Here is a 20,646-nt window from a genome sequence, read left to right on the forward strand (position 1 = left end):
TTCCGACCGCTAAGCCGAACACGGACCGCCGTTCAGCGTGAAGCCGGTGGGTGTGACGTTGCTGCCCTGCCAGCTCGCCTGGAATCCGAACTCCACCGAGCCACCCGCCGCGATGGTCCCGTTCCAACCCTCGTTGGTCACCGTGGCAACCGCGCCGCTCTGCGACGCCTTGCCGTTCCAGGCGTTGGTGATCACCTGTCCGCTCGGGAAGGTGAACTTGAGCGCCCAGCCCTGCACCGCGCTCACGCCCCGGTTGGTGATCTTCACCGAAGCCGTGAACCCACCAGACCACTGACTGGAGACCTTGTAGTCCACCTGACACGCCACCGGCGGAGCGGTAGTCGTCGTGGTCGTCGTAGTCGTAGTCGTACTAGTAGTAGTAGAAGAGGAAGAAGTCGTGGTCGTGGACGACGTCGTGGACGACGTCGTCGAGGTCACCGGCGGCGCACCCACCGGGTCGGCGTACAAGATCCCCCGCCCGTTGGTCCCGAGGTAGACCCGCCCGTACACCCGGGGATCACCGGTGATCGCCTCGCCCATGTTCCCGTACTGGTGCCGGTCGTCGTTGATCCGGACCCAGTTCGCGCCCACGTCGTCCGACCGGTAGACCCCGTTCCCGGCCCCCAGGTCGGCCACCGCGTACAGCGCCGGGTACGTCTTCCCCTCCGCCGCCTTGCCGAACCCGATGTTCACCGCCGAGGTCACCCCGCCGACCCGGACCACCGAAGCTCCGCCGTCGACCGACCGGAACAACCCGCCTTCCCCGGCCAGCCACAGCTCGCCTTCCTTGCCCGGCACCGCGTGCAGCTTGGAGGCCGCCACCGAAGCCCCGGCCGTGAAAGAAGCGCCCCCGTCCACACTGGAGTACACCCGCCCGCCGGCCAACGCGTAGAACCGCCGCGGGTTCACCCGGTCGGACTCCACCACGGCCCCGGTCGGCACCCCGCTCGCCGCCGTCCACGAGTTGCCGAACCCGACCGAGTAGTGCACGGCAGCGCCCGCCGGGCTCCACACGAACCGCGACCCGTCCGCCGCCGCGGCGACCGTCCCGCCGCCGCTCACCCCACCCGGCTCCGACCCGGCGAACCAGTTGGCCCCGCCATCGGTCGAGAACGCCACGTGCGCGGCACCGTCGACGTTGCCCGACCGCACCATCACGGCGGGGTTCGTCTCGGCGTAGTCCAGCGAGGTCGTGGAGGTGAAGTTCGGCTGGAGGAACATCATCGGCGGCACCTTGGTCAGGTCCGCGTGCCGGAACCCGCCGATGTCGCCCAACCCGCTCACCAGTGGCGCACCGGCCGGCGGGCTGATCAGGTCCAGCACGGCGGTCTCCTCCAGGCCGGCCACCACCGGCTTGATGGTGATCTGCCCGCCGCTGTCCCACTTCAACAGATCAGTGGTCCCGTAGACGGTCGCGCCGGTCCCGTAGAGCATCCGGTTGGAGTCGAACGGGTCGATCTCCATCGACTCGACCATCCACCCGAGCTTCGGCGTGACCTCCGGCGGCTGCGGGTTGGCGCCCCACGACAGCCACGGCGCGGCCGAGATGTCCATCTTGTACCGGAAGCTCCGGTTCGGGTACGAGGTGAAGTCCCACGCCCGCGTCCACGTGGCACCGCCGTCGACCGACCGGAACAGGACGACGTCCGGCCACCACGAGATCTGCGTGGACACCATGAGGACGTTCGGGTTCTGCCGGTCGACGGTCAGCCCGGAGTACCCGAAGGTGTTGTCGGCGCTGGTCGACGGCACCGGGCTGATCCGCGTCCACGTCCCGCCCACGGTGTCGTACTTCCACACGTCACCCTTGCCGCCGTCGTACGGCCCGCCGGTGTCGCTGGTCGCGATGTACAGCGTGGACCCGGCCAGCACGCCCTTGTGCGCCAGGAACCCGGTGGGCTGACCCGGCACGCGGGCCCAGGTCGCCCCACCGTCCACACTCCGGTACACGGTGTTCTGCTTGTCCGCGACCCCGACGTAGATCGTCCGGCTGACACCGCCCGCCGACGACTTCGGGTCGAAGGTCACCCACACGACACCCTGGTTGTCGCTCTGGTACCCGCTGGTGTCGTTCGGGTCGGCCACGTAGTTGCCCGGGTTCGGGAACGACGTCACCTGCCCCCAGGTGGCCCCGCCGTCGGTGCTGCGCCACAACCCCTTGCCGCTGGGCGCACCGAAGTAGAGGACCCGGCCGTCGTTGGGGTCGACGGCCAGCCGCTCGCCCATGCCGCGACCGGGCATGTTGCCGCCGAGCTTGAACGGCAGCACCGAGGCCTGCCAGGTCGCGCCGCGGTCGGAGGAGCGCAGGATGCCGCCGTTCCCGGGGTCCCAGCTGTTGGTGTACATGCCGACCGCCGCGTACACCTTGGACGCGTCCTTCGGGTCGGGCGCGATGGAGGCGACGCCGTTCCAGCCCCACCGGTCGTAGCCGACCCAGTCGAGCAGGGGGATCCACCGGCCGGTGGTCTTGTCCCACCGGTACGCGCCGCCGATGTCGGTCCGGGCGTAGATCAGGTCCTTCTCGGCCGGGGAGAACACGATCCCGGGCACGAACCCGCCGCCCGCGATCTCGACGTTCTTCCAGTCGTACTTCTGCTCGGCCGCCGCGACGGCGGGTCGGGTCTGGGTGGACACCAGCACCAGCCCCACCGCCGCGCACACCGCGGCCACCACGGCGACCAGCCGCTTCACCACGAGTCGGGGTGCCATTGATCAAGCGCTCCTTTGCGCAGGGATCAGGGAGGCGGACCACGATGGCGGTCAGGTCCACGGGGTCGGTGCGCGAGCCGGTCACACCGGCAGCCCCACGAGCGCTCCGACCAACCTGGGAGCGCTCCCAGAACTGCTCCGTTCGAACGTTAACGCCCCGGCCACACCGAGGCACTAGACCGAACGAGTGATCAGGCGAGCGCGCTCGAAGGCGTCAGGCGGTTGCGCTCGAAGGCGTCAGGCGGTTGCGCTCGAAAGGGTCACGCGGTTGCGCTCGAAGGGTTCAGGCGCTGGTCCGCTTCACCATGGACGTCGGCAGCAGCAGGAACGGCGGCAGGTTCTCCTCGCCCGCCAGCTCCGCCATCAGCCGCCACGTCATGGTCCGCCCGAGCTGCTCGACGTCCTGCCGGATCGTGGTCAGCGGCGGCACCGCCGTGGAGGCGATCATGAGGTCGTCGAACCCGACCACGGCCACGTCGTCGGGCACCCGCTTGCCGTGGGCGTGCAGGGTCTGCAACGCGCCGAGCGCCATGATGTCGGCCGCGACGAACACGGCGTCGATGTCCGGCTCGCGCGACAGCAGCTCCTCCATCGCCGCCGCGCCGCTCTCCGGGGTGAAGTCGCCGTAGGCCACCAGGTCGACCGGGAGCCTGGCCTGCGACATCCCGCGCTTCCACCCGGACAGCCGGTCCATGCCCACGGCCATGTCCCGGGGACCGGCGATCGAAGCGATTCGCTTGCGGCCGAGCGTCGCCAGGTACCGGGCCGCTTCCATGGCCCCGTTGAAGTTGTCCGAGTCCACATAGGGCACCCCGCCGGCGCCCAGGGGCCTGCCGCCCACGACGGTCGGCAGGCCCGCGTCGGCCAGCGTGCGGGGCAGCGGGTCCTGGCCGTGCAGGCTGATCACCAGGACGCCGTCCACGTGACCGCCGCACAGGTAGTTGACCAGGTCCTGCTCGTCGCCCTCCTTGCTCATCATGAGGACGAGCTGGACGCGCTTCCCCGCCAGTTCGGCGTGCACGCCGCGCAGGACGCCCGCGAAGAACGGGTCCGCGAGCACCCGGCTGCCCTGCTCCGACACGACCAGCGCGATGCAGTTCGCGCGGCTGCCGGCGAGCGTGCGCGCCGCCTGGTTGGGGCTGTAGCCGAGGCGCGTGATGGCCTGGTGGACCGCTTCACGCGCCTTCGAGCTGACGTACGGTTCGCCGTTGATCACCCGAGAGACGGTGGACTTGGACACCCCGGCGGCCCGGGCCACCTCTTCGAGCCGGGTGTTGGGTCGGCGCGCCTTGGGCGGGTCAACGGCATCGGTCACGAGGCGGCCGTCGCTGCGAGCGCGTTGCCCCGGGCAACCTTCGAGTACCACATGGCGCTCATCTTAGGTGTCCGCACCTGCGTCTCGTAGTCGACATGCACGATCCCGAACCGCTTGGCGTAACCCTCGGCCCATTCGAAGTTGTCCATCAGCGACCACGCGAAGTAGCCGCGCAGGTCGACGCCCTCCTGGATGGCCTCCCACGCCGCCCGGAGGTGCCCGTCGATGTAGTTGAGCCGGTCGATGTCCGCGATCGAGCCGTCGTCGCCGATCGCGTCCGGGTAGGCCGCGCCGTTCTCGGTCACGTACAGCGGGATGTCGGTGTACTCCCGCGCGACCCGGACCAGCACCTTCTTCAGCCCGTCCGGCTCGACCTCCCAGTCCATGTCGGTGCGGGGCAGCCCGCGGCTGGGGAAGGACACGTGCTCGGCGCCCACCCACGGCGACCCGGTGGGGCGGCGGCCCTCGGCGACCGGGGCGGGCTCCGCCGGCTTGGCGCTGACGAAGTGCTCGGCGTAGTAGTTGACGCCCAGCTGGTCCAACGGCGTGGAGATGATCTCCAGGTCGTTCTCCCGGATGTGCTTGGTGAACCCGTACGGCGTCAGGTCCTGCACGACGTCCTCGGGGTACTCGCCCTTGAACAGCGGGTCCAGGAAGATCCGGTTCTGCAGGCCGTCCAGCCGCCGGGCCGCGTCCAGGTCGGCGGGGTCCTCCGGGTCGGCCGGGATGATCGGGTACATGTTGAGCGTGATGCCGACCTTGGCGTCGGTCTGCTGCGCGCGAATCGCTTCGACGGCAAGACCGTGCCCCAGGAGCAGGTGGTGGACCGCGGCCACGGCCGCCTCCGGCTCCTGCCGGCCGGGCGCGTGGACGCCCGCCGCGTAGCTGAGGAACGAGGAGCACCACGGCTCGTTGAGCGTGGTCCAGTTGACCACCCGGTCGCCCAGCGCGCCCACGACCGACTCCGCGTACTCCGCGAAGCGGTACGCGGTGTCCCGGTTGGCCCAGCCGCCCTTGTCCTCCAGGGTCTGCGGCAGGTCCCAGTGGTAGAGGGTCAGCCAGGGCGTGATGCCCTTCTCCAGCAGCGCGTCGACCAGCCGGGAGTAGAAGTCCAGGCCGGCCTGGTTGACCGGGCCCGCGTCGGGCCGCACCCGCGGCCAGGCGGTGGAGAACCGGTAGGCGTGCAGGCCCAGGTCGGCCATCAGCTGGACGTCGGATTCCACGCGGTAGTAGTGGTCGGCCGCGGGCTCACCGGTGTCTCCGCCGACCACGGCGCCGGGCACCTCGCAGAACGTGTCCCAGATGGACTTGGTGCGACCGTCCGCGGTGGTCGCGCCCTCGACCTGGAACGCCGCGGTCGCGGCGCCCCAGACGAAGCCCTCGGGAAAGGAAATCGACTCCACAGCTACCCCTTCACAGCACCCTGCATGATCCCGGCGACGATCTGCCGCCCGAGGACGAGGAACACGAGCAGAATCGGGACCGTCGCGAGCGTGGTCCCGGCGAGCACGAGCGAGTTGTCGACGTAGTAGCCGCTCTGGAGCTTCTCCAGGGCCACCTGCATGGTCGGGTTCTCGGCGTCGAGGACGACCAGCGGCCACAGGAAGTCGTTCCAGGACATCATGAACGTGAACACGCCCAGCATCGCGGCGGCCGGGCGCACGGCCGGCAGGCACACGTGCCAGAACGTGCGCAGCAGGCTGCACCCGTCCATGCGGGCGGCTTCGATCAGCTCGTCCGGGACGGCGTCGACGATGTACTGGCGCATCCAGAACACGCCGAAGGCGGTGATCAGGTTCGGGATGATCACCGCGCCGAGCGTGCCGGACCAGCCGAACTCGGCCATCGCCATGTAGAGCGGGATGATGCCGAGCTGGGTCGGCACGGCCAGCGTGGCGATCACGAACACCATCAGCGGCCCGCGGCCGCGGAAGCGCAGCTTGGCGAAGGCGAACCCGGCCAGCGTGGACAGCAGCACGACCGACAGCGTGACCGTGCCGGAGACGATGATGCTGTTGCCCAGCGCCTTCCAGAACGGGATGGTGTCGAAGACGCGGCCGGCGTTGTGGAAGAACTTCCCGCCCGGCAGCAGCGGCGAGTCCGCGCTGTCGTCGTTGCTGGCCACCACGAACGACCAGTAGAACGGGAACACCGAGCCCAGGATGAAGGCGATCAGCGGCCCGTAGACCCCGATGCCGGGGCGCTTGACCGTCGACGACGAGCCGCGCCGCGCGGGCGTGGCACCTTTCTTCAACACGTCAGCCCTCCCCGGTGCCGGCGAGGCGGCGCGTGAGCAGGTAGTTGATCCCCGCGATGGCGATGATGATCAGGAACAGCACCCAGGCCATCGCCGAGGCGTAGCCGAGGTCCTGCGACTGGAAGCCCGACTGGTACATGTAGAGCACGACCGTCTGGTACTGGTTGGTCGCGCCGCCGTTGTTGCCGCCGGCGGGGTTGAACAGCTTGGGCTCGGTGAAGATCTGCATGCCGCCGATGGACGACGTGACGACCACGAAGATCAGCGTCGGGCGCAGCAGCGGAAGCGTGATGCTGAAGAACTGGCGCACCTTGCTCGCGCCGTCCACGATGGCGGCTTCGTAGACGTCCCGCGGGATGGCCTGCATGGCGGCCAGCACGATCAGCGCGTTGTAGCCGGTCCACCGCCAGTTGACCATGGTGGCGATGGCGATGTGGCTCCACCACCGCTCGGCCTGCCAGTCGATGCGCCCGAGCCCGAAGAACTCCAGGATGTCGTTGACCATGCCGTACTGCGGCCCGAACATGTCGCCGAAGATGATCGTCAACGCCACGAGGCTGGCCACGTAGGGCAGCAGCACGCCCATCCGCCACGCGGTCCGCGCGCGCAGCGCGGTGTTGAGCAGCACGGCCAGCAGCACCGCGATCACGAGCTGCGGGCCGCTGGAGAGCACGAAGATGCTCAGCGTGTTGACCAGGGCGTTCCAGAACTGGCTGTCGGTGACCAGGGTGACGTAGTTGTCGATGCCGATGAACGGCGTCTCGTCGGCACCCAGCTCCCAGTCGAACAACGACACGTAGGCCGTGTAGACCAGCGGGAACAGACCCGTGATGGCGAACAGGACGAAGAAGGGGGCGATGAACAGGTAGGGGGTGTACCTGACGTCAAGCCGGGTGAGCCGGTGCCGCCACGGGACCTTGACGTCCTCGTCGTCCGCGCGCCGCGGCGGGCGGGGCTCGACGCCCCGCCCGCGCGCGACCGTGAGTTCGGTGGTCACTTGGCAGCCTTCTTGGCTCCCTCGACGACCTGCTGCCAGCCCTCGTCGGCGGACTTGCCCTGCTCGACGGCCTGGAGCGCCGGCGCGATCACGTTGTCCTGGATCTCGCCGTCCTTCGGGCCCTTGTACTGGGCGCCGGAGACCTTGTTCGCCTGCTCGGCGAACAGCAGGCCGACCTTCTCGCCACCGAAGTAGTCGTTGGTCTTGTTCAGCAGCTCGGGCGAGATCAGCGCCTGGGTCTGGCTGGGGAAGGTGCCCTTGGCGACGAACGCCTTGATCTGCTGCTCGGGGGCGGTCAGCCACGCGGCCAGCTTCGCGGCCTCCTTGGCGTTCTTGCTCTGCTTGGGCACGGTCAGGTACGAGCCGCCCCAGTTGCCGCCGCCACCGGGGAAGGCGGCCGTGACGGCCCACTTGCCCTTGAGCTCAGGACCGGCGTTGCCCTCGATCACGCCGAGCATCCACGACGGGCAGGTCTTGGTGGCGAAGGCGGACTGCTTGAAGCCGTTCTGCCACTCCGGGGACCACGCGACGAGCTTGGCCGACTGCCCGCGCGCGACCGCGCCGGTGACCTGCGACCAGATCTTCTTGTCGTCGTTGGTCTCGATGACCAGCTTGTCGTCGCGGTCGAAGTAGCCGGTCTTGGCCTGGTTGTGCATCGGGTTGAAGATCTGGGCGGCCGAGTCGAACCACGGCTTGTTGGTCGCCTTGACGTACTTGTCGCCGGCCTCGAAGTAGGCGTCCCAGGTGGCGAACAGGGCCTTCACGCCCTCGGGGTCGCTGGGCAGGCCGGCGGCCTCGAAGAGGTCCTTGCGGTAGCACATGGCCAGCGGGCCGATGTCGGTGCCGTAGCCGATGAGCTTGCCGTCCTTGGTCGTGACGGCGTCGGTCTTCCACTGCAGCCAGCGGTCGGCGCGCACGTCCGACGGGCCGATCTCCTTGAGGTCGTTGAACTGGCCGGACTTGGCCATGACCTGGGAGAGGTAGCCCTCCTCGACGGCCTCGATGTCGGCCAGACCCGAGCCGGCGCCGAGCTTGGTGAACAGGTTCTGGTGGTGCGGGTTGCCCTGACCGGTCTTGCGGTGGGTGATCTTGACGTTCGGGTTGGCGCTTTCGTACTCCTTGAACAGGTCCTCGTAGCCGAACTCGTTGAACGTGGCCACGGTCAGCTCGACCTTGCCGTCCGAAGCTCCTCCGGAACCCCCGGACCCACATGCCGCGGTGACAGCGGCGAGCACTGCGGTGCAGGCCACGACCTTGGCCAAGCCCGCTCGACGGTTGCGCACGAGAACTCCTCAGTTGATCGGCGGTGACGTTCTGGGAGCGCTCCCAGGTTTTGGCGAGTGTGGTTCTCCCCACGCACACGTGTCAAGCACCTGTGTCCGCGCTGTTACCTACACACCAACGAGTGATGACCGGACGTGGGCCGACGTATCCGCACGGAGACGGTCTCCGCACGGCGTGTTACGACGTGGAGCGCTCCCAGAGGCGCGGCAGAGAGTCCGGACGCCCAGTCCGCACGCCCTCCCAGCACCACCGCAGCCTGCCGCACCCCCTATTAACCGACCTGCGTCGGCCCCCATTAACAAGACTCCCCACCCCTACTAACCCTCCGGCCGCCGAAGCCACACGCCCGAAGGGCGGATGCTTTTCGCCGAAGGCGCGAGCCCGAGCTGCAGAGCCCACGGGAAGGGCCTCGGTTTCTTTCCCCGTCCGGCCTGGGCGCAGCCCAACCGCGCTTGGCCCGTTTGTGCAACCAGCTTTTCCGGTTGCTCAAACGGGCCAAGTGTGGTTGCCTCCGGCAGGCCGGACGGGGAAAGAAACCGACGCCCTTCCACCCCCGGGGGCCTGCCCAGCGGCGAGCGCCGCTTTTGTCTTTCGAGCGCTTCGCGCGTTCAAGCTTGTGGGCGCTGCGCGCCTCTCAAGAGCGCGAAGCGCGTCCCGTTCGAAGATCTTGAAGATCTTGAAGAGCTTGAAAGAAGAAAAGCGAAAAGCGCCTCGCCGGCGGGCAGGCCGCCAAGGATGGACGGAAGGACAAGGGCGGGGGCTTTTCCGTCATCCCCGTATGGCCTGGTGGAACCTACCACAGATTTCCCCGGGTGCCGCTAAAATTTTTTGCTCGTCCCTCACAAAAAATTTCGGCTGCACCCGGGGAAATCTGTGGTAGCCCTTCGGGCAGGCCATACGGGGATGACGGAAAAGCCCGGAGAGCGGTTTGCTGCGCTAGCTAACGGGCGCCCTGCGGGCGCAAAAGCGACGCCCTGCGGGCGCAAAGGCAACGCGCTGCGGGCGTGAAGCAGTCGCCTGCGGGGGGTGAAGCAGTCGCCTGGGGCTGGGGGTGTCAGCGGCCGTCTTCCAGGTCGCCTTCCGTTTCCAGGTAGACCGCCTTGAGGGCGTCCAGCGTGTCCTGCTCCGGGTGCTCCCACATCCCCCGGTCGGCTGCCTCCAGCAGGCGTTCCGAGATGCCGTGCAGGGCCCACGGGTTGGATTCCGACAGGAACTTGCGGTTCTCCGGGTCCAGCACGTAGCTGGCGGCCAGCTGCTCGTACATCCAGTCCGCCACGACACCCGTGGTCGCGTCGTAGCCGAAGAGGTAGTCCACGGTCGCGGCCAGTTCGAACGCGCCCTTGTAGCCGTGTTTGCGCATCGCGGACAGCCAGCGCGGGTTGACCACTCGGGCTCGGAAGATGCGGTTGGTTTCCTCGTGCAGGGTTCGGGTGCGGACCGCGTCGGGGCGGGTGCTGTCGCCCACGTAGGCCGCCGGGGCCTTGCCGGTCAGGGCTCGGACGGTGGCGACCATGCCGCCGTGGTACTGGAAGTAGTCGTCCGAGTCGGCGATGTCGTGTTCGCGGGTGTCGATGTTCTTGGCCGCCACGGCGATGCGCTTGTAGGCGTTCTCCATGTCGGTTCGGGCCTCGACTCCGTCTAGTTCGCGGCCGTACGCGTAGCCGCCCCACACCGCGTACACCTCGGCCAGGTCGGCGTCGTCGCGCCAGTTGCGGCTGTCGATGAGCGGGAGCAGGCCCGCCCCGTACGCGCCGGGCTTGGAGCCGAAGATGCGGAGGGTGGCTCGGCGGCGGTCGCCGTGGTCGGCTTCCGCTGCTTGGGAGTGGGCGCGGACGTAGTTCTGGTCGGCGGGTTCGTCCAGGGCCGCTACCAACTGGACGGCGTCGTCCAGGAGTGCCACTACGTGCGGGAACGCGTCTCGGAAGAAGCCCGAGATGCGGACCGTGACGTCGATGCGGGGGCGGCCCAGTTCGTCCAGGGGGATCGGTTCCAGGCCCGTCACGCGGCGGGACTGGTCGTCCCACACCGGGCGGACGCCCATCATGGCCAGGACTTCCGCGATGTCGTCGCCGGCGGTGCGCATGGCGCTGGTGCCCCACACCGAGAGGCCGACCGACGCGGGCCACTGGCCGTCGTGGTCGGTGCGGTAGCGGTCCAGGAGGGAGTCGGCCATCGCCTGGCCGGTTTCCCAGGCCAGCTTGGACGGCACCGCCTTGGGGTCCACGGAGTAGAAGTTGCGGCCGGTCGGCAGCACGTTCACCAGGCCGCGCAGAGGGGAACCGCTGGGGCCTGCGGGGACGTAGCCGCCGTCGAGGGCGTGCAGGGTGTTGGTCAGCTCGTCGGTGGTGCGGGCGAGGCGGGGGACGACCTCGGTCGCGCCGAACTCCAGGATGCGGGCCACGTCCTCGTCGTCGGTGAGGGTGCGGGCGGCTGCCGGGTCCCAGTCGGCGTCTTCCATGGCCTGGACCAGGCGCCGCGCCTCGGCCTCGATGGTGTCGACCGAGGTGCGGGTTTGGTCCTTCAGGCCCAAGGCCTCGCGCAGGCCGGGCAGGGCGGCGACCTGGCCGGCCCACATCTGCTTGGCCTGCAGGATCGCCAGGACCAGGTTGACGCGGGTCTCCCCCGTCGGCGGCTCGCCGAGCACGTGCAGGCCGTCGCGGATCTGGACGTCCTTGACCTCGCACAGCCAGCCGTCCACGTGCAGGATCAGCTCGTCGAACTCGGCGTCGTGCGGGCGGTCCTCGAGGCCCAGGTCGTGGTCGAGCTTCGCGGCCTGGATCAGGGTCCAGATCTGGGCGCGGATCGCGGGCAGCTTCGCCGGGTCCATCGCGGCGATGTTGCCGTGCTCGTCCAGCAGCTGCTCCAACCGGGCGATGTCGCCGTAGCTGTCGGCGCGGGCCATCGGCGGCACCAGGTGGTCGACCAGGGTGGCGTGCACGCGGCGCTTGGCCTGGGTGCCCTCGCCCGGGTCGTTGACCAGGAACGGGTAGATCAGCGGCAGGTCGCCCAGGGCCGCGTCCGGGCCGCAGCCGGCGGACAGGCCGACCGCCTTGCCGGGCAGCCACTCCAGGTTGCCGTGCTTGCCGACGTGCACGACGGCGTCCGCGCCGAACTCCGACTCCAGCCACCGGTACGCACCGAGGTAGTGGTGGGAGGGCGGGAGGTCGGGGTCGTGGTAGATGGCGATGGGGTTCTCGCCGAAGCCGCGCGGCGGCTGGACCATGACGACGACGTTGCCCGACCGGAGCGCGGCCAGGACGATCTCGCCGTCCTTGTCGCGGGAGCGGTCCACGAACAGCTCGCCGGGGGCTTCACCCCAGTGCTGTTCGATCTCCTGCCGGGTGTCCTCCGGGAGGGTGGCGAACCACTCGCGGTAGGCGGAGGCCTTGATCCGCACGGGGTTGCTCTGGAGTTGGTCTTCGGTGAGCCAGTCCGCGTCCTGGCCGCCGGCGGCGATGAGGGCGTGGATCAGGGCGTCGCCGTCGAGGTTGTCCACGCCGGGCAGGTCGTCGCCGATGTCGTACCCGTTGTCGCGGAGGGCCTTGAGCAGTCGGACGACGCTGGCGGGGGTGTCCAGGCCGACCGCGTTGCCGATGCGGGAGTGCTTGGTCGGGTACGCCGACAGCATGACGACGATCTTCTTGTCGGCGTTGGGGATGTGGCGCAGCTTCCCGTGCCGCACGGCGATGCCGGCCACGCGCAGGGCGCGCTCGGGGTCGGCGACGTAGACGGTGAGGCCGTCCTCGTCGATCTCCTTGAAGGAGAACGGAACGGTGATGATCCGGCCGTCGAACTCGGGGATGGCGACCTGGGTGGCGGTGTCCAAAGGGGACAGTCCGTCGTCGTTCTCGTCCCACGCGGCGCGGCTGGAGGTCAGGCACAGGCCCTGGAGGATCGGGATGTCGAGGGCGGCCAGCGCGCCGACGTCCCAGGCGTCGTCGTCGCCGCCGGCGGAGGCCGTGGCGGGCTTGGTGCCACCGGCGGCGAGCACGGTGACCACGAGGGCGTCGGCCTTGCCCAGCTCGGCCAGCAACTCGGGCTCGGCGGTGCGCAGGGACGCGCAGTAGACCGGGAGGGGACGGCCGCCCTTGGCCTCGATCGCGTCGCAGAGCGCGTGCACGAACGCGGTGTTCCCGGCCACGTGGTGCGCCCGGTAGTACAGCACCGCCACAACGGGACGATCGGCCGAGTCCTCCGTGGCCGGCGAGGCCGAATTGTCGGTGGTCGGTGGGACAATGGAAGCGGGGGCCGGAGGCCGCTCCAGCACGCCCCAGGAGGGCGCGGCCACCGGGGGGTTGAAGCCGTAGCCCGTGAGCAGGACCGTGTCGCTCAAGAAGTTGTGCAGCTCGGCCAGGTTCGCCGGACCGCCGTGCGCCAGGTACGCGTGCGCCTCCGCGCACACCCCGCCGGGCACGGTGGACAGCTCCATCAGCGGCGCGTCGGGGTTCTGCTCGCCGCCGAGCACGACGACCGGGCGGGGGCCGGCCAGCAGCCAGTCCAGGCCCTCCTCCCACATCCGCCGGCCGCCGAGGATGCGCACGACCACCAGGTCCACGCCCTCCACCAGGGCGGGCAGGTCGTCCACGGTCAGGCGGGCCGGGTTGCCCAGGCGGAAGTCCGCGCCGCTCGAGCGGGCGGACAGCAGGTCGGTGTCGGAGGTCGACAGCAGCAGGATCACGTGCGGGCTCCATCCCTCGGGGGTCCTCGCCCCAGGTCGTAGGGAAACGGCTGGGCGAGAGTTCCTGGCTCCCGGGTGCACACCCGGTGACAGTGGCGGGACCGCGCCGGATTCGCACCGGCTTCCTCTGCTGTGCTTCGCCGTTCGGGGCCAACCCTAACGGGCGTTAGCATCCAGCCCATGCCCCAGGAGCGTGAACGACCCGACGCGTGCCCCGGTGCCGTCGACGTGCACCAGGCGGCCGACGGCGGGCTGGCGCGCGTCCGGGTGCCCGGCGGGACGTTGTCGGCGGTCCAGTTCGACGCCTTGCGCGGGGCCGCCCTGGAGCTCGGTGACGGGTCACTGGAGCTCACCTCGCGGGCGAACGTGCAGATCAGGGGCTTGAAGCCGGGTGACGAGCACGTCCTGGGAGCGCTCCTGGCCGACGTCGGCCTGCTGCCCTCGCGGACGCACGAGCGGGTGCGCAACATCGTCGCCGCGCCGCTGGAGGACAACCAGGACCTGGTGGACGCGATCGACCGGGCGCTGTGCGCGGTGCCGGAGCTGGCCGACCTGCCGGGGCGGTTCCTGGTCACGGTGGGTGCGGGCGTGAGCGGGCTGGGTGGGGACGTCGGCCTGGTGGGTGACGCGCTGTTCCTCGCCGGAACCGATTCCGGCGTCCGCGTGACCGATCCAGTGGCGGCGGTGGTGACCGCCGCCCGGCTGTTCCAGGAGATCCGGGGCAGCGCCTGGCGGCTGTCCGAAGTGGACTCCGGTGTGCGGAAGATCACGGACGCCCTCGGTGGGCCGGTCGCCGAAAGGCTTGCCCCCACTGTGACTCCGGTCGCACCCGGGGAGTACGGGGACGTCGTCGTCGCGGGGGTGCCGCTCGGGCGGTTGGACGCACGGCTGCTCGCCGGGGTGCCGGTGCGGATCACGCCGTGGCGCAGTGTGGTGGTGCCGCGTGGGACGGACACGACAGGGCTGTTCACCTCGCCGGACTCGCCGTGGCACGGCGTGAGCGCGTGCACCGGGCGGCCGGGGTGCGCGAAGTCGCTGTCGGACGTGCGGGCGGACGTCACCGCGTGGATCGGCACGCCGCACGCGGGCCGGGTGCACTGGTCGGGCTGCGCGCGGCGGTGCGGGCGGCCGGCGGGGGACGTGGTGGAGTACGTCGCGACCGGCGACGGCTACGAGGAGATCAGGTGACCAGCTACATCAAGGACGGCGCGGAGATCTACCGCCAGTCGTTCGCGACCATCCGCGCCGAGGCGGACCTGTCCGGGCTGCCGGCGGACGTCGCGCGGGTCGCGGTGCGGATGATCCACGCCTGCGGGATGGTCGACCTGGTCGCGGACCTCGCCTACTCCCCCGGTGTCGTGGAGTCGGCGCGCAAGGCGCTGCTCGCCGGTGCGCCGATCCTGTGCGACGCGCAGATGGTCGCGGCGGGCGTGACGCGCAAGCGGTTGCCCGCGGACAACGAGGTGCTGTGCACGTTGTCCGACCCGCGCGTGCTCGGCCTGGCCGCGGAGATGGGCAACACCCGGAGTGCGGCGGCGCTGGAGCTGTGGGGAGACCGGTTGGACGGCGCGGTGGTGGCCATCGGCAACGCGCCGACCGCGTTGTTCCACCTGCTGGACATGGTGGCCGCGGGCGCGCCGAAGCCCGCCGCCGTGCTGGGCGTGCCGGTCGGGTTCATCGGCGCGGCCGAGTCGAAGGACGCCTTGGCGGCCAACGACCTCGGCCTGGAGTACCTGGTCGTGCGCGGGCGTCGGGGCGGCAGCGCCATGACCGCGGCGGCCGTCAACGCGATCGCGAGCGAGGAAGAATGACGGGCAGGCTGTACGGGGTCGGAGTCGGGCCGGGCGACCCGGAGCTGGTGACCGTCAAGGCGGCGCGGCTGATCGGCGAGGCCGACGTGGTGGTGTTCCACAGCGCGCGGCACGGCCGGAGCGTGGCGCGGAACATCGCCGCCTGCTACATGCGCGAAGGCCAGATCGAAGAGCAGCTCGTCTACCCGGTGACCACCGAGGACAGCGACGACTACCAGGGCGAGATCGACGCGTTCTACGAGGAGTGCGCGGCGCGGCTGGCGGCGCACCTGGACGCCGGGCGGACCGTGGTGGTGCTGGCGGCGGGCGACCCGTTCTTCTACGGCTCGTACATGCACCTGCACAAGCGGTTGGCGGACCGGTACCCGGCGGAGGTCGTGCCCGGGGTGACGTCGGTGTCGGCGGGTGCGGCGGTGATCGGGAAGCCGTTGGTGGAGCGGGACGAAGTGCTGACCGTGCTGCCCGGCACGCTGCCCGCCGACACCCTGGCCGCGCACCTCGCGTCCGGCGACCCGGTGGCGATCATGAAGCTGGGGCGGACGTTCCCGCAGGTGCGGGCGGCGCTGGAGCGGTCGGGGCGGCTGGACGAGGCCTGGTACGTCGAGCGGGCCACGACCGGGAAGCAGCGCACCTCACCACTGTCCGAAGTGGACGCCGACGGGGTGCCGTACTTCTCGCTGGCGCTGCTGCCGAGCAAGTCCCCCAGCTCCCCCGAGGGTCGGGGCGAGGTCGTGGTGGTGGGGTTGGGTCCGGCGGGGCCGCAGTGGCTGACGCCCGAGGCGCGGCAGGCGTTGGCGTCGGCCGACGACCTGGTCGGCTACGTCACCTACCTCGACCGGGTGACGGTGTCGCCGCGGCAGCGCAAGCACGCGTCGGACAACAAGGTGGAGTCCGAGCGGGCGGCGTTCGCGCTGGACCTGGCCAAGCGGGGGCGGCGGGTGGCCGTGGTGTCCTCCGGCGACCCGGGCGTGTTCGCGATGGCCAGCGCGGTGCTGGAGGTGGCGGCCGAGGAGCAGTTCGCCGACGTGCCCGTGCGGGTGCTGCCGGGGTTGACCGCCGCGCACGCGGTGGCCAGCCGGGCGGGCGCGCCGCTGGGGCACGACTACGCCGTGATCTCGCTGTCCGACCGGCTCAAGCCGTGGGACGTCATCGCGTCCCGCCTGGCCGCCGCGGCTGCCGCCGACCTGGTGCTGGCGATCTACAACCCAGCCTCGCGCAGCCGGACGTGGCAGGTGGAGAAAGCCCGTGACCTGCTGCTGGAGCACCGCTCGCCGGACACGCCGGTGGTCGTGGGGCGGGACGTCGGCGGTCCGGAGGAGGAGGTCCGGGTGGTGCGGCTGGCCGACCTGGACCCGTCGACCGTGGACATGCGCTGCCTGCTGCTGATCGGCTCGTCCCAGACCAAGCTGACCGACCGCGGCACCGTCTTCACGCCCCGCCGCTACCCCGGCTGACCCACTCGACCGCTGCGGCGACCGTCCCGACCACCTCGACCCCGTCGGGCAGGGGCGGTCGCCGAACGACGATGACCGGGATGCCGAGCGTTTTCGCGGCTTCGAGCTTGGCGGCGGTCATCGGCCCGCCGCTGTCCTTGGTGACCAGCACCTCGATGTCGTGCGCGCGCAAGAGTTCCAGCTCGCTGTCCACTGTGTACGGTCCGCGATCAAGCAGGACCTCCACACCGGGCACCGGCGGGTCGGGCGGGTCCACAGTCCGCGCGACGCCGCTGGAGAACGCCCCCAGCCCTTGCCGCCCGGTGGTGATGAACGCCCTGCGCTCCCCCACCGCTGCCGCCGCCTCTTCCAGCGAGTCCACCCAGGTCCAGCCCTCTTCCGCCGGCCACCCGGGCCTCCGGAGCACGAGCAACGGCACCCCTGCCACCCGACAGGCCGCGACGGCGTTGGCGGTGATCCCCGCGGCGAAGGGGTGCGTGGCATCGACCACCGCTGACACGTGTTCCGCCCGCAGGTACTCGACCAGCCCGTCGACCCCGCCGAACCCGCCGATCCGCACCTCGCCCACCGGCAACCGGGGCGCACTGACCCGCCCGGCCAGCGACGACACCACCCGCACGCCGGTCAGCTCGGCGGCGAGGGCTCGGGCCTCGCCGGTGCCACCCAGGACCAACACCGTTCTCACCACTGTTGCATCCTGACCCCGTGAACCTGCGCTACGGGTGGACGACCGGGGCCTGCGCCACGGCCGCCACCACCGCCGCCTACACGGCGCTGCTCACCGGCGAGTTCCCCGACCCGGTCGAGATCCTGCTGCCCAAGGGCCAGACCCCGAGCTTCGCCCTCGCCCAGGAGGACCTCACCGCCGACCACGCCTCCGCCGCCGTGGTCAAGGACGCGGGCGACGACCCGGACGTCACGCACGGCGCGCTCATCCGCTCGACGGTCCGCCACGGCGCACCGGGCACGGGTGTCACGTTCAAAGCCGGCCCCGGCGTCGGCACGGTCACCAAGCCCGGCCTGCCGCTCCCCGTGGGCGAGCCGGCCATCAACCCCGTCCCCCGCCGGATGATGCGCGAGCACGTCGAACGCGTCGCCCGCGAGCACGGCGGCACCGGGGACGTGGTCGTCGAGATCTCCGTGGACCACGGCGAGGAACTGGCCAAGAAGACCTGGAACCCCCGCCTGGGCATCCTCGGCGGCCTGTCCATCCTGGGCACCACCGGCATCGTCGTGCCCTACTCGTGCTCGGCGTGGATCGACAGCATCCGCCGGGGCATCGACGTGGCCCGCGCCGCCGGCTACACCCACGTCGCCGGGTGCACTGGCAGCACGTCGGAGAAGGTCGCGGCGGACCTGCACGGGCTGCCCGAGGACGCCCTGCTGGACATGGGCGACTTCGCGGGCGCGGTGCTGAAGTACCTCAAGCGCCACCCCGTGCCCCGGCTGACCATCGCGGGCGGCATCGGGAAGCTGTCCAAGCTCGCGGACGGCCACCTCGACCTGCACTCCGGCCGGTCGCAGGTCAACCACGACTTCCTGGCGTCCCTCATCGACGACCCCGACCTGGCCGAACGCGTCCGCACCGCCAACACCGCGCTGGGCGCGTTGCAGCTGTGCCAGGAGGCCGGCGTCCCGTTCGGCGACCTCATCGCCGCCAAGGCCAAGGACACCGCCGACGCCGTGCTCAAGGGCGCCCCGGTCGAGGTGGACGTGATCGTCATCGACCGGGCGGGCACGATCGTGGGCCGGGCCTAGCTTCGGCATCGGTCCACGGAGTACAGGTGGCTGTCGAGGAAGCCCTCGGCGGCCAGGACGTCCCCCACGATGATCACGGCGGTCCGCTTGATGCCGGCCGCGTGAACGGCCCCGGCGATCGTGGACAGCGTCCCGCGCAGCACGACCTCGTCGGAGCGGCTGGCGTAGGCGACGACGGCGGTCGGGCAGTCGGGGCCGTAGGAGGGCAGCAGCTCGGCAACGACCTCGTCCACCCGCTGCACGGCCAGGTGCAGGACGAGCGTCGAGCGGGACTGGCCCAAAGTGGCCAGGTCCTCCCCCGGCGGCATCGGGGTAGCGCGGGCGGAGGTCCGGGTCAGGATCACGGTCTGGCCGACGCCCGGCACGGTCAGCTCCCGCTTCAGGGAAGCCGCCGCCGCCGCGAACGCGGGCACGCCCGGGGTGACGTCGTAGGGGATGCCGAGGGCGTCCAGGCGGCGCATCTGCTCGGCCATCGCCGAGTACACCGACGGGTCACCGGAGTGCAGCCGGGCCACGTCGTGCCCGGCGGCGTGCGCGGCGGACAGCTCGGCGGTGATCCGGTCCAGGTCGAGGTTGGCCGTGTCCACCAGACGGACGTCCGGCGGGCAGTGCGCGAGCACCTCGACCGGCACCAGCGCCCCCGCGTACAGGCACACCGGCGAGGACTCCAGCAGCCGCACCGCGCGCAGCGTCAGCAGGTCGGCCGCGCCCGGTCCGGCGCCGATGAAGTGGACGGTCACGCGTTCTCCTTCGTCACGGACCAGGTGGTCACGGGCATGTGCGGGCGCCAGCCGGTGAAGCCGCCGACGCGGGTGTCCCGGCTGACCGACAGCCGGGTGAGCGAGCCGCCCAGCTCGCCGTGCCACCGGGCGAGCACGGCCTCGGACTCCAGCGTCACGGCGTTGGCCACCAGCCGCCCGCCGGGCCGCAACGCCGCCCAGCAGCGCTCCACGACCCCTTCAGCGGTCAGGCCACCGCCGATGAACACGGCGTCCGGGACCGGCAGGTCCAAGGCTTCCGGGCTGGAGCCCGCCACGACCTCGACGCGCGGCACGCCCAGCGCCTCGGCGTTGCGCCGGATCCTCTCGACACGCTCGGGTGACCGCTCCACCGCGAACGCCCGGCACGACGGGTGCGTCCGGCACCACTCGACGGCGATGCTGCCCGACCCCGCGCCCACGTCCCACAGCAGCTCACCGGGACGCGGGGCGAGCAGGGCCAGCGTCACCGCCCTCACCTCGCGCTTGGTGAGCTGGCCGTCGTGCTCGTAGGCGTCGTCGGGCAGGCCCGGGACCAGCGAGAACCCGCCCGTCCCGCACTCGACGGCCAGGACGTGCAGCGGGTCGGCGGCGTCCAAGTCGTGGTGGACGCGTTCCTTCGGCCCGCCGAGCTGTTCGAGCACGGTCAGCCGGGCGTCCCCGGTCAGCGCGGCCACCTCACGCGGGGTCGAGCCCAGCACCAGGACGCGCCGGCCGGGGTGCAGGAACGGCACCACCAGGGACGCGGGCTTGCCGACCAGGCTCACCACGTCCACGTCGTCCAGCGCCCACCCCAGCCGCGCGCACGCCAGCGACACGGACGAGGGATGCGGGATCACGCGGACGTTCGCCGGCCCGAGCAGCCGGACCAGGGTCGTGCCGATGCCGTGGAACATCGGGTCACCGCTGGCCAGCACGCAGATCCGGCGGCCGGCGTGCGCGTCGAGCAGGCCGGGCAGGGCGGGCACCAGCGGCGACGGCCAGGTCACCCGGTCGAACGACCCCGGCACCAGGTCGAGCTGCCGGGCGCTGCCCATGACGACCTCGGCGGAGCTGATCTCGGCGCGCGCGGCCGGGGACAGGCCGTCCCAGCCGTCCGCGCCGATGCCGACCACGGTGAGCATCAGACCGTGCCCAGGACGCGCGTGACGGCGATCTCGATCACGACCCGCTCGGGGTTGGGCCGGGGCTGGCGGTAGCGCTCGGCGTAGCGGCGCACGGCGTCGGCGACCTCCTCGGGCGACTGCCGCACCACCGCGCGCCCCTCCAGCGTCGACCAGCGGGCACCGTCCACTTGGCACACGGCGACGACCGCGCCCTCCGGCCCGGCCGCGAGCACCTGGCGCACCTTGTGCGAGCCGCGCGAGGCGATCACGCGTGCGGTCGCCGTGTCCACGTCCAGCGTGACGCCGACCGGCACCACGTGCGGTGTGCCGTCGGGTCGCACGGTGGTCAGCGTGCACAGGTGGCGCTCGGTCCAGAACGCGCGGAAGTCCTCGCCCTTGCTCGACAACATGCGTGCATCATGCGGCACCGACCCGCTATGGTCGAAAACGTGACGCGTCGATTTAGCCGCCCCTGGCCGGGAGACCCGGCCATCCGGGGCGTGCGCTGACGCGGGTCCC

General features: G+C 71.0%; 15 protein-coding genes and 1 riboswitch. Of the genes, 4 read left to right on the top strand and 11 right to left on the bottom strand.

The features are described 5' to 3' along the window. Window positions 1-9: 9 nt before the first annotated feature. The 7 genes from DFJ66_RS09950 to cobN all read right to left on the bottom strand — a co-directional run bounded on the left by DFJ66_RS09950 (window position 10) and on the right by cobN (window position 13,240). Window positions 10-2,709: a cellulose binding domain-containing protein gene (locus DFJ66_RS09950; RefSeq protein ID WP_121220086.1), complete on the bottom strand. Its 2,700-nt coding sequence runs from the start codon at window positions 2,707-2,709 to the stop codon at window positions 10-12. Between the two features lie 283 nt (window positions 2,710-2,992). Beyond that, a complete protein-coding gene (locus DFJ66_RS09955; protein ID WP_121220088.1) occupies window positions 2,993-4,024 on the bottom strand; it encodes a LacI family DNA-binding transcriptional regulator in 1,032 nt (343 codons plus the stop codon). Next, complete coding sequence (locus DFJ66_RS09960) at window positions 4,021-5,418, bottom strand: GH1 family beta-glucosidase (RefSeq protein WP_121230947.1); 1,398 nt, start codon at window positions 5,416-5,418, stop codon at window positions 4,021-4,023. Before DFJ66_RS09960 ends, DFJ66_RS09955 begins: the two co-directional genes overlap by 4 nt. A gap of 11 nt (window positions 5,419-5,429) precedes the next feature. Continuing rightward, entirely contained in the window at window positions 5,430-6,218 is a 789-nt protein-coding gene (locus DFJ66_RS09965) for a carbohydrate ABC transporter permease (protein ID WP_246030187.1), read from the bottom strand. Window positions 6,219-6,282: 64 nt separating this feature from the next. Continuing rightward, on the bottom strand, window positions 6,283-7,278 hold the full coding sequence (locus DFJ66_RS09970) for a carbohydrate ABC transporter permease (RefSeq protein WP_121220092.1): 996 nt from the start codon (window positions 7,276-7,278) through the stop codon (window positions 6,283-6,285). After that, window positions 7,275-8,561 carry an ABC transporter substrate-binding protein gene (locus tag DFJ66_RS09975; protein ID WP_121220094.1) on the bottom strand — a complete coding sequence of 429 codons (1,287 nt, stop codon included), beginning with the start codon at window positions 8,559-8,561 and terminating at the stop codon, window positions 7,275-7,277. The genes DFJ66_RS09970 and DFJ66_RS09975 overlap by 4 nt, the downstream gene beginning before the upstream one ends. Window positions 8,562-9,616: 1,055 nt before the next feature. After that, window positions 9,617-13,240, bottom strand: a complete 3,624-nt coding sequence (gene cobN / locus DFJ66_RS09980; protein WP_121220096.1) for a cobaltochelatase subunit CobN — start codon at window positions 13,238-13,240, stop codon at window positions 9,617-9,619. Between the two features lie 38 nt (window positions 13,241-13,278). Beyond that, a riboswitch (cobalamin riboswitch) is annotated at window positions 13,279-13,416 on the bottom strand. 4 nt (window positions 13,417-13,420) lie between these two features. Between cobN and DFJ66_RS09985 the strand changes: the two genes are divergently transcribed. The 3 genes from DFJ66_RS09985 to DFJ66_RS09995 are packed head-to-tail and all read left to right on the top strand — an operon-like array spanning window position 13,421 to window position 16,505. Then, entirely contained in the window at window positions 13,421-14,428 is a 1,008-nt protein-coding gene (locus tag DFJ66_RS09985) for a hypothetical protein (protein WP_121220098.1), read from the top strand. Then, the gene (locus DFJ66_RS09990) at window positions 14,425-15,051 is read left to right on the top strand and encodes a precorrin-8X methylmutase (RefSeq protein ID WP_121220100.1); all 627 of its coding nucleotides are present in this window, start codon (window positions 14,425-14,427) and stop codon (window positions 15,049-15,051) included. Before DFJ66_RS09985 ends, DFJ66_RS09990 begins: the two co-directional genes overlap by 4 nt. Next, window positions 15,048-16,505, top strand: coding sequence for a precorrin-2 C(20)-methyltransferase (locus DFJ66_RS09995; protein WP_121220102.1), 1,458 nt, complete (start codon window positions 15,048-15,050; stop codon window positions 16,503-16,505). Before DFJ66_RS09990 ends, DFJ66_RS09995 begins: the two co-directional genes overlap by 4 nt. Here the strand turns inward: DFJ66_RS09995 and DFJ66_RS10000 are convergent. Next, window positions 16,480-17,190, bottom strand: a complete 711-nt coding sequence (locus DFJ66_RS10000; protein WP_121230949.1) for a cobalt-precorrin-6A reductase — start codon at window positions 17,188-17,190, stop codon at window positions 16,480-16,482. The genes DFJ66_RS09995 and DFJ66_RS10000 overlap by 26 nt on opposite strands. Before the next feature lie 26 nt (window positions 17,191-17,216). Between DFJ66_RS10000 and DFJ66_RS10005 the strand changes: the two genes are divergently transcribed. Then, window positions 17,217-18,263: a cobalt-precorrin-5B (C(1))-methyltransferase gene (locus DFJ66_RS10005; protein ID WP_211351571.1), complete on the top strand. Its 1,047-nt coding sequence runs from the start codon at window positions 17,217-17,219 to the stop codon at window positions 18,261-18,263. Here the strand turns inward: DFJ66_RS10005 and cobM are convergent. The 3 genes from cobM to DFJ66_RS10020 are packed head-to-tail and all read right to left on the bottom strand — an operon-like array spanning window position 18,260 to window position 20,537. Continuing rightward, complete coding sequence (gene cobM, locus DFJ66_RS10010) at window positions 18,260-19,003, bottom strand: precorrin-4 C(11)-methyltransferase (protein WP_121220106.1); 744 nt, start codon at window positions 19,001-19,003, stop codon at window positions 18,260-18,262. The genes DFJ66_RS10005 and cobM overlap by 4 nt on opposite strands. Next, a complete protein-coding gene (cbiE, locus tag DFJ66_RS10015) occupies window positions 19,000-20,145 on the bottom strand; it encodes a precorrin-6y C5,15-methyltransferase (decarboxylating) subunit CbiE (protein ID WP_121220109.1) in 1,146 nt (381 codons plus the stop codon). The genes cobM and cbiE overlap by 4 nt, the downstream gene beginning before the upstream one ends. Further along, window positions 20,145-20,537 carry a pyridoxamine 5'-phosphate oxidase family protein gene (locus DFJ66_RS10020; protein WP_121220110.1) on the bottom strand — a complete coding sequence of 131 codons (393 nt, stop codon included), beginning with the start codon at window positions 20,535-20,537 and terminating at the stop codon, window positions 20,145-20,147. The genes cbiE and DFJ66_RS10020 overlap by 1 nt, the downstream gene beginning before the upstream one ends. Window positions 20,538-20,646 lie beyond the last annotated feature (109 nt).

The organism is Saccharothrix variisporea (assembly GCF_003634995.1).
GTDB classification, from domain to species: domain Bacteria; phylum Actinomycetota; class Actinomycetes; order Mycobacteriales; family Pseudonocardiaceae; genus Actinosynnema; species Actinosynnema variisporeum.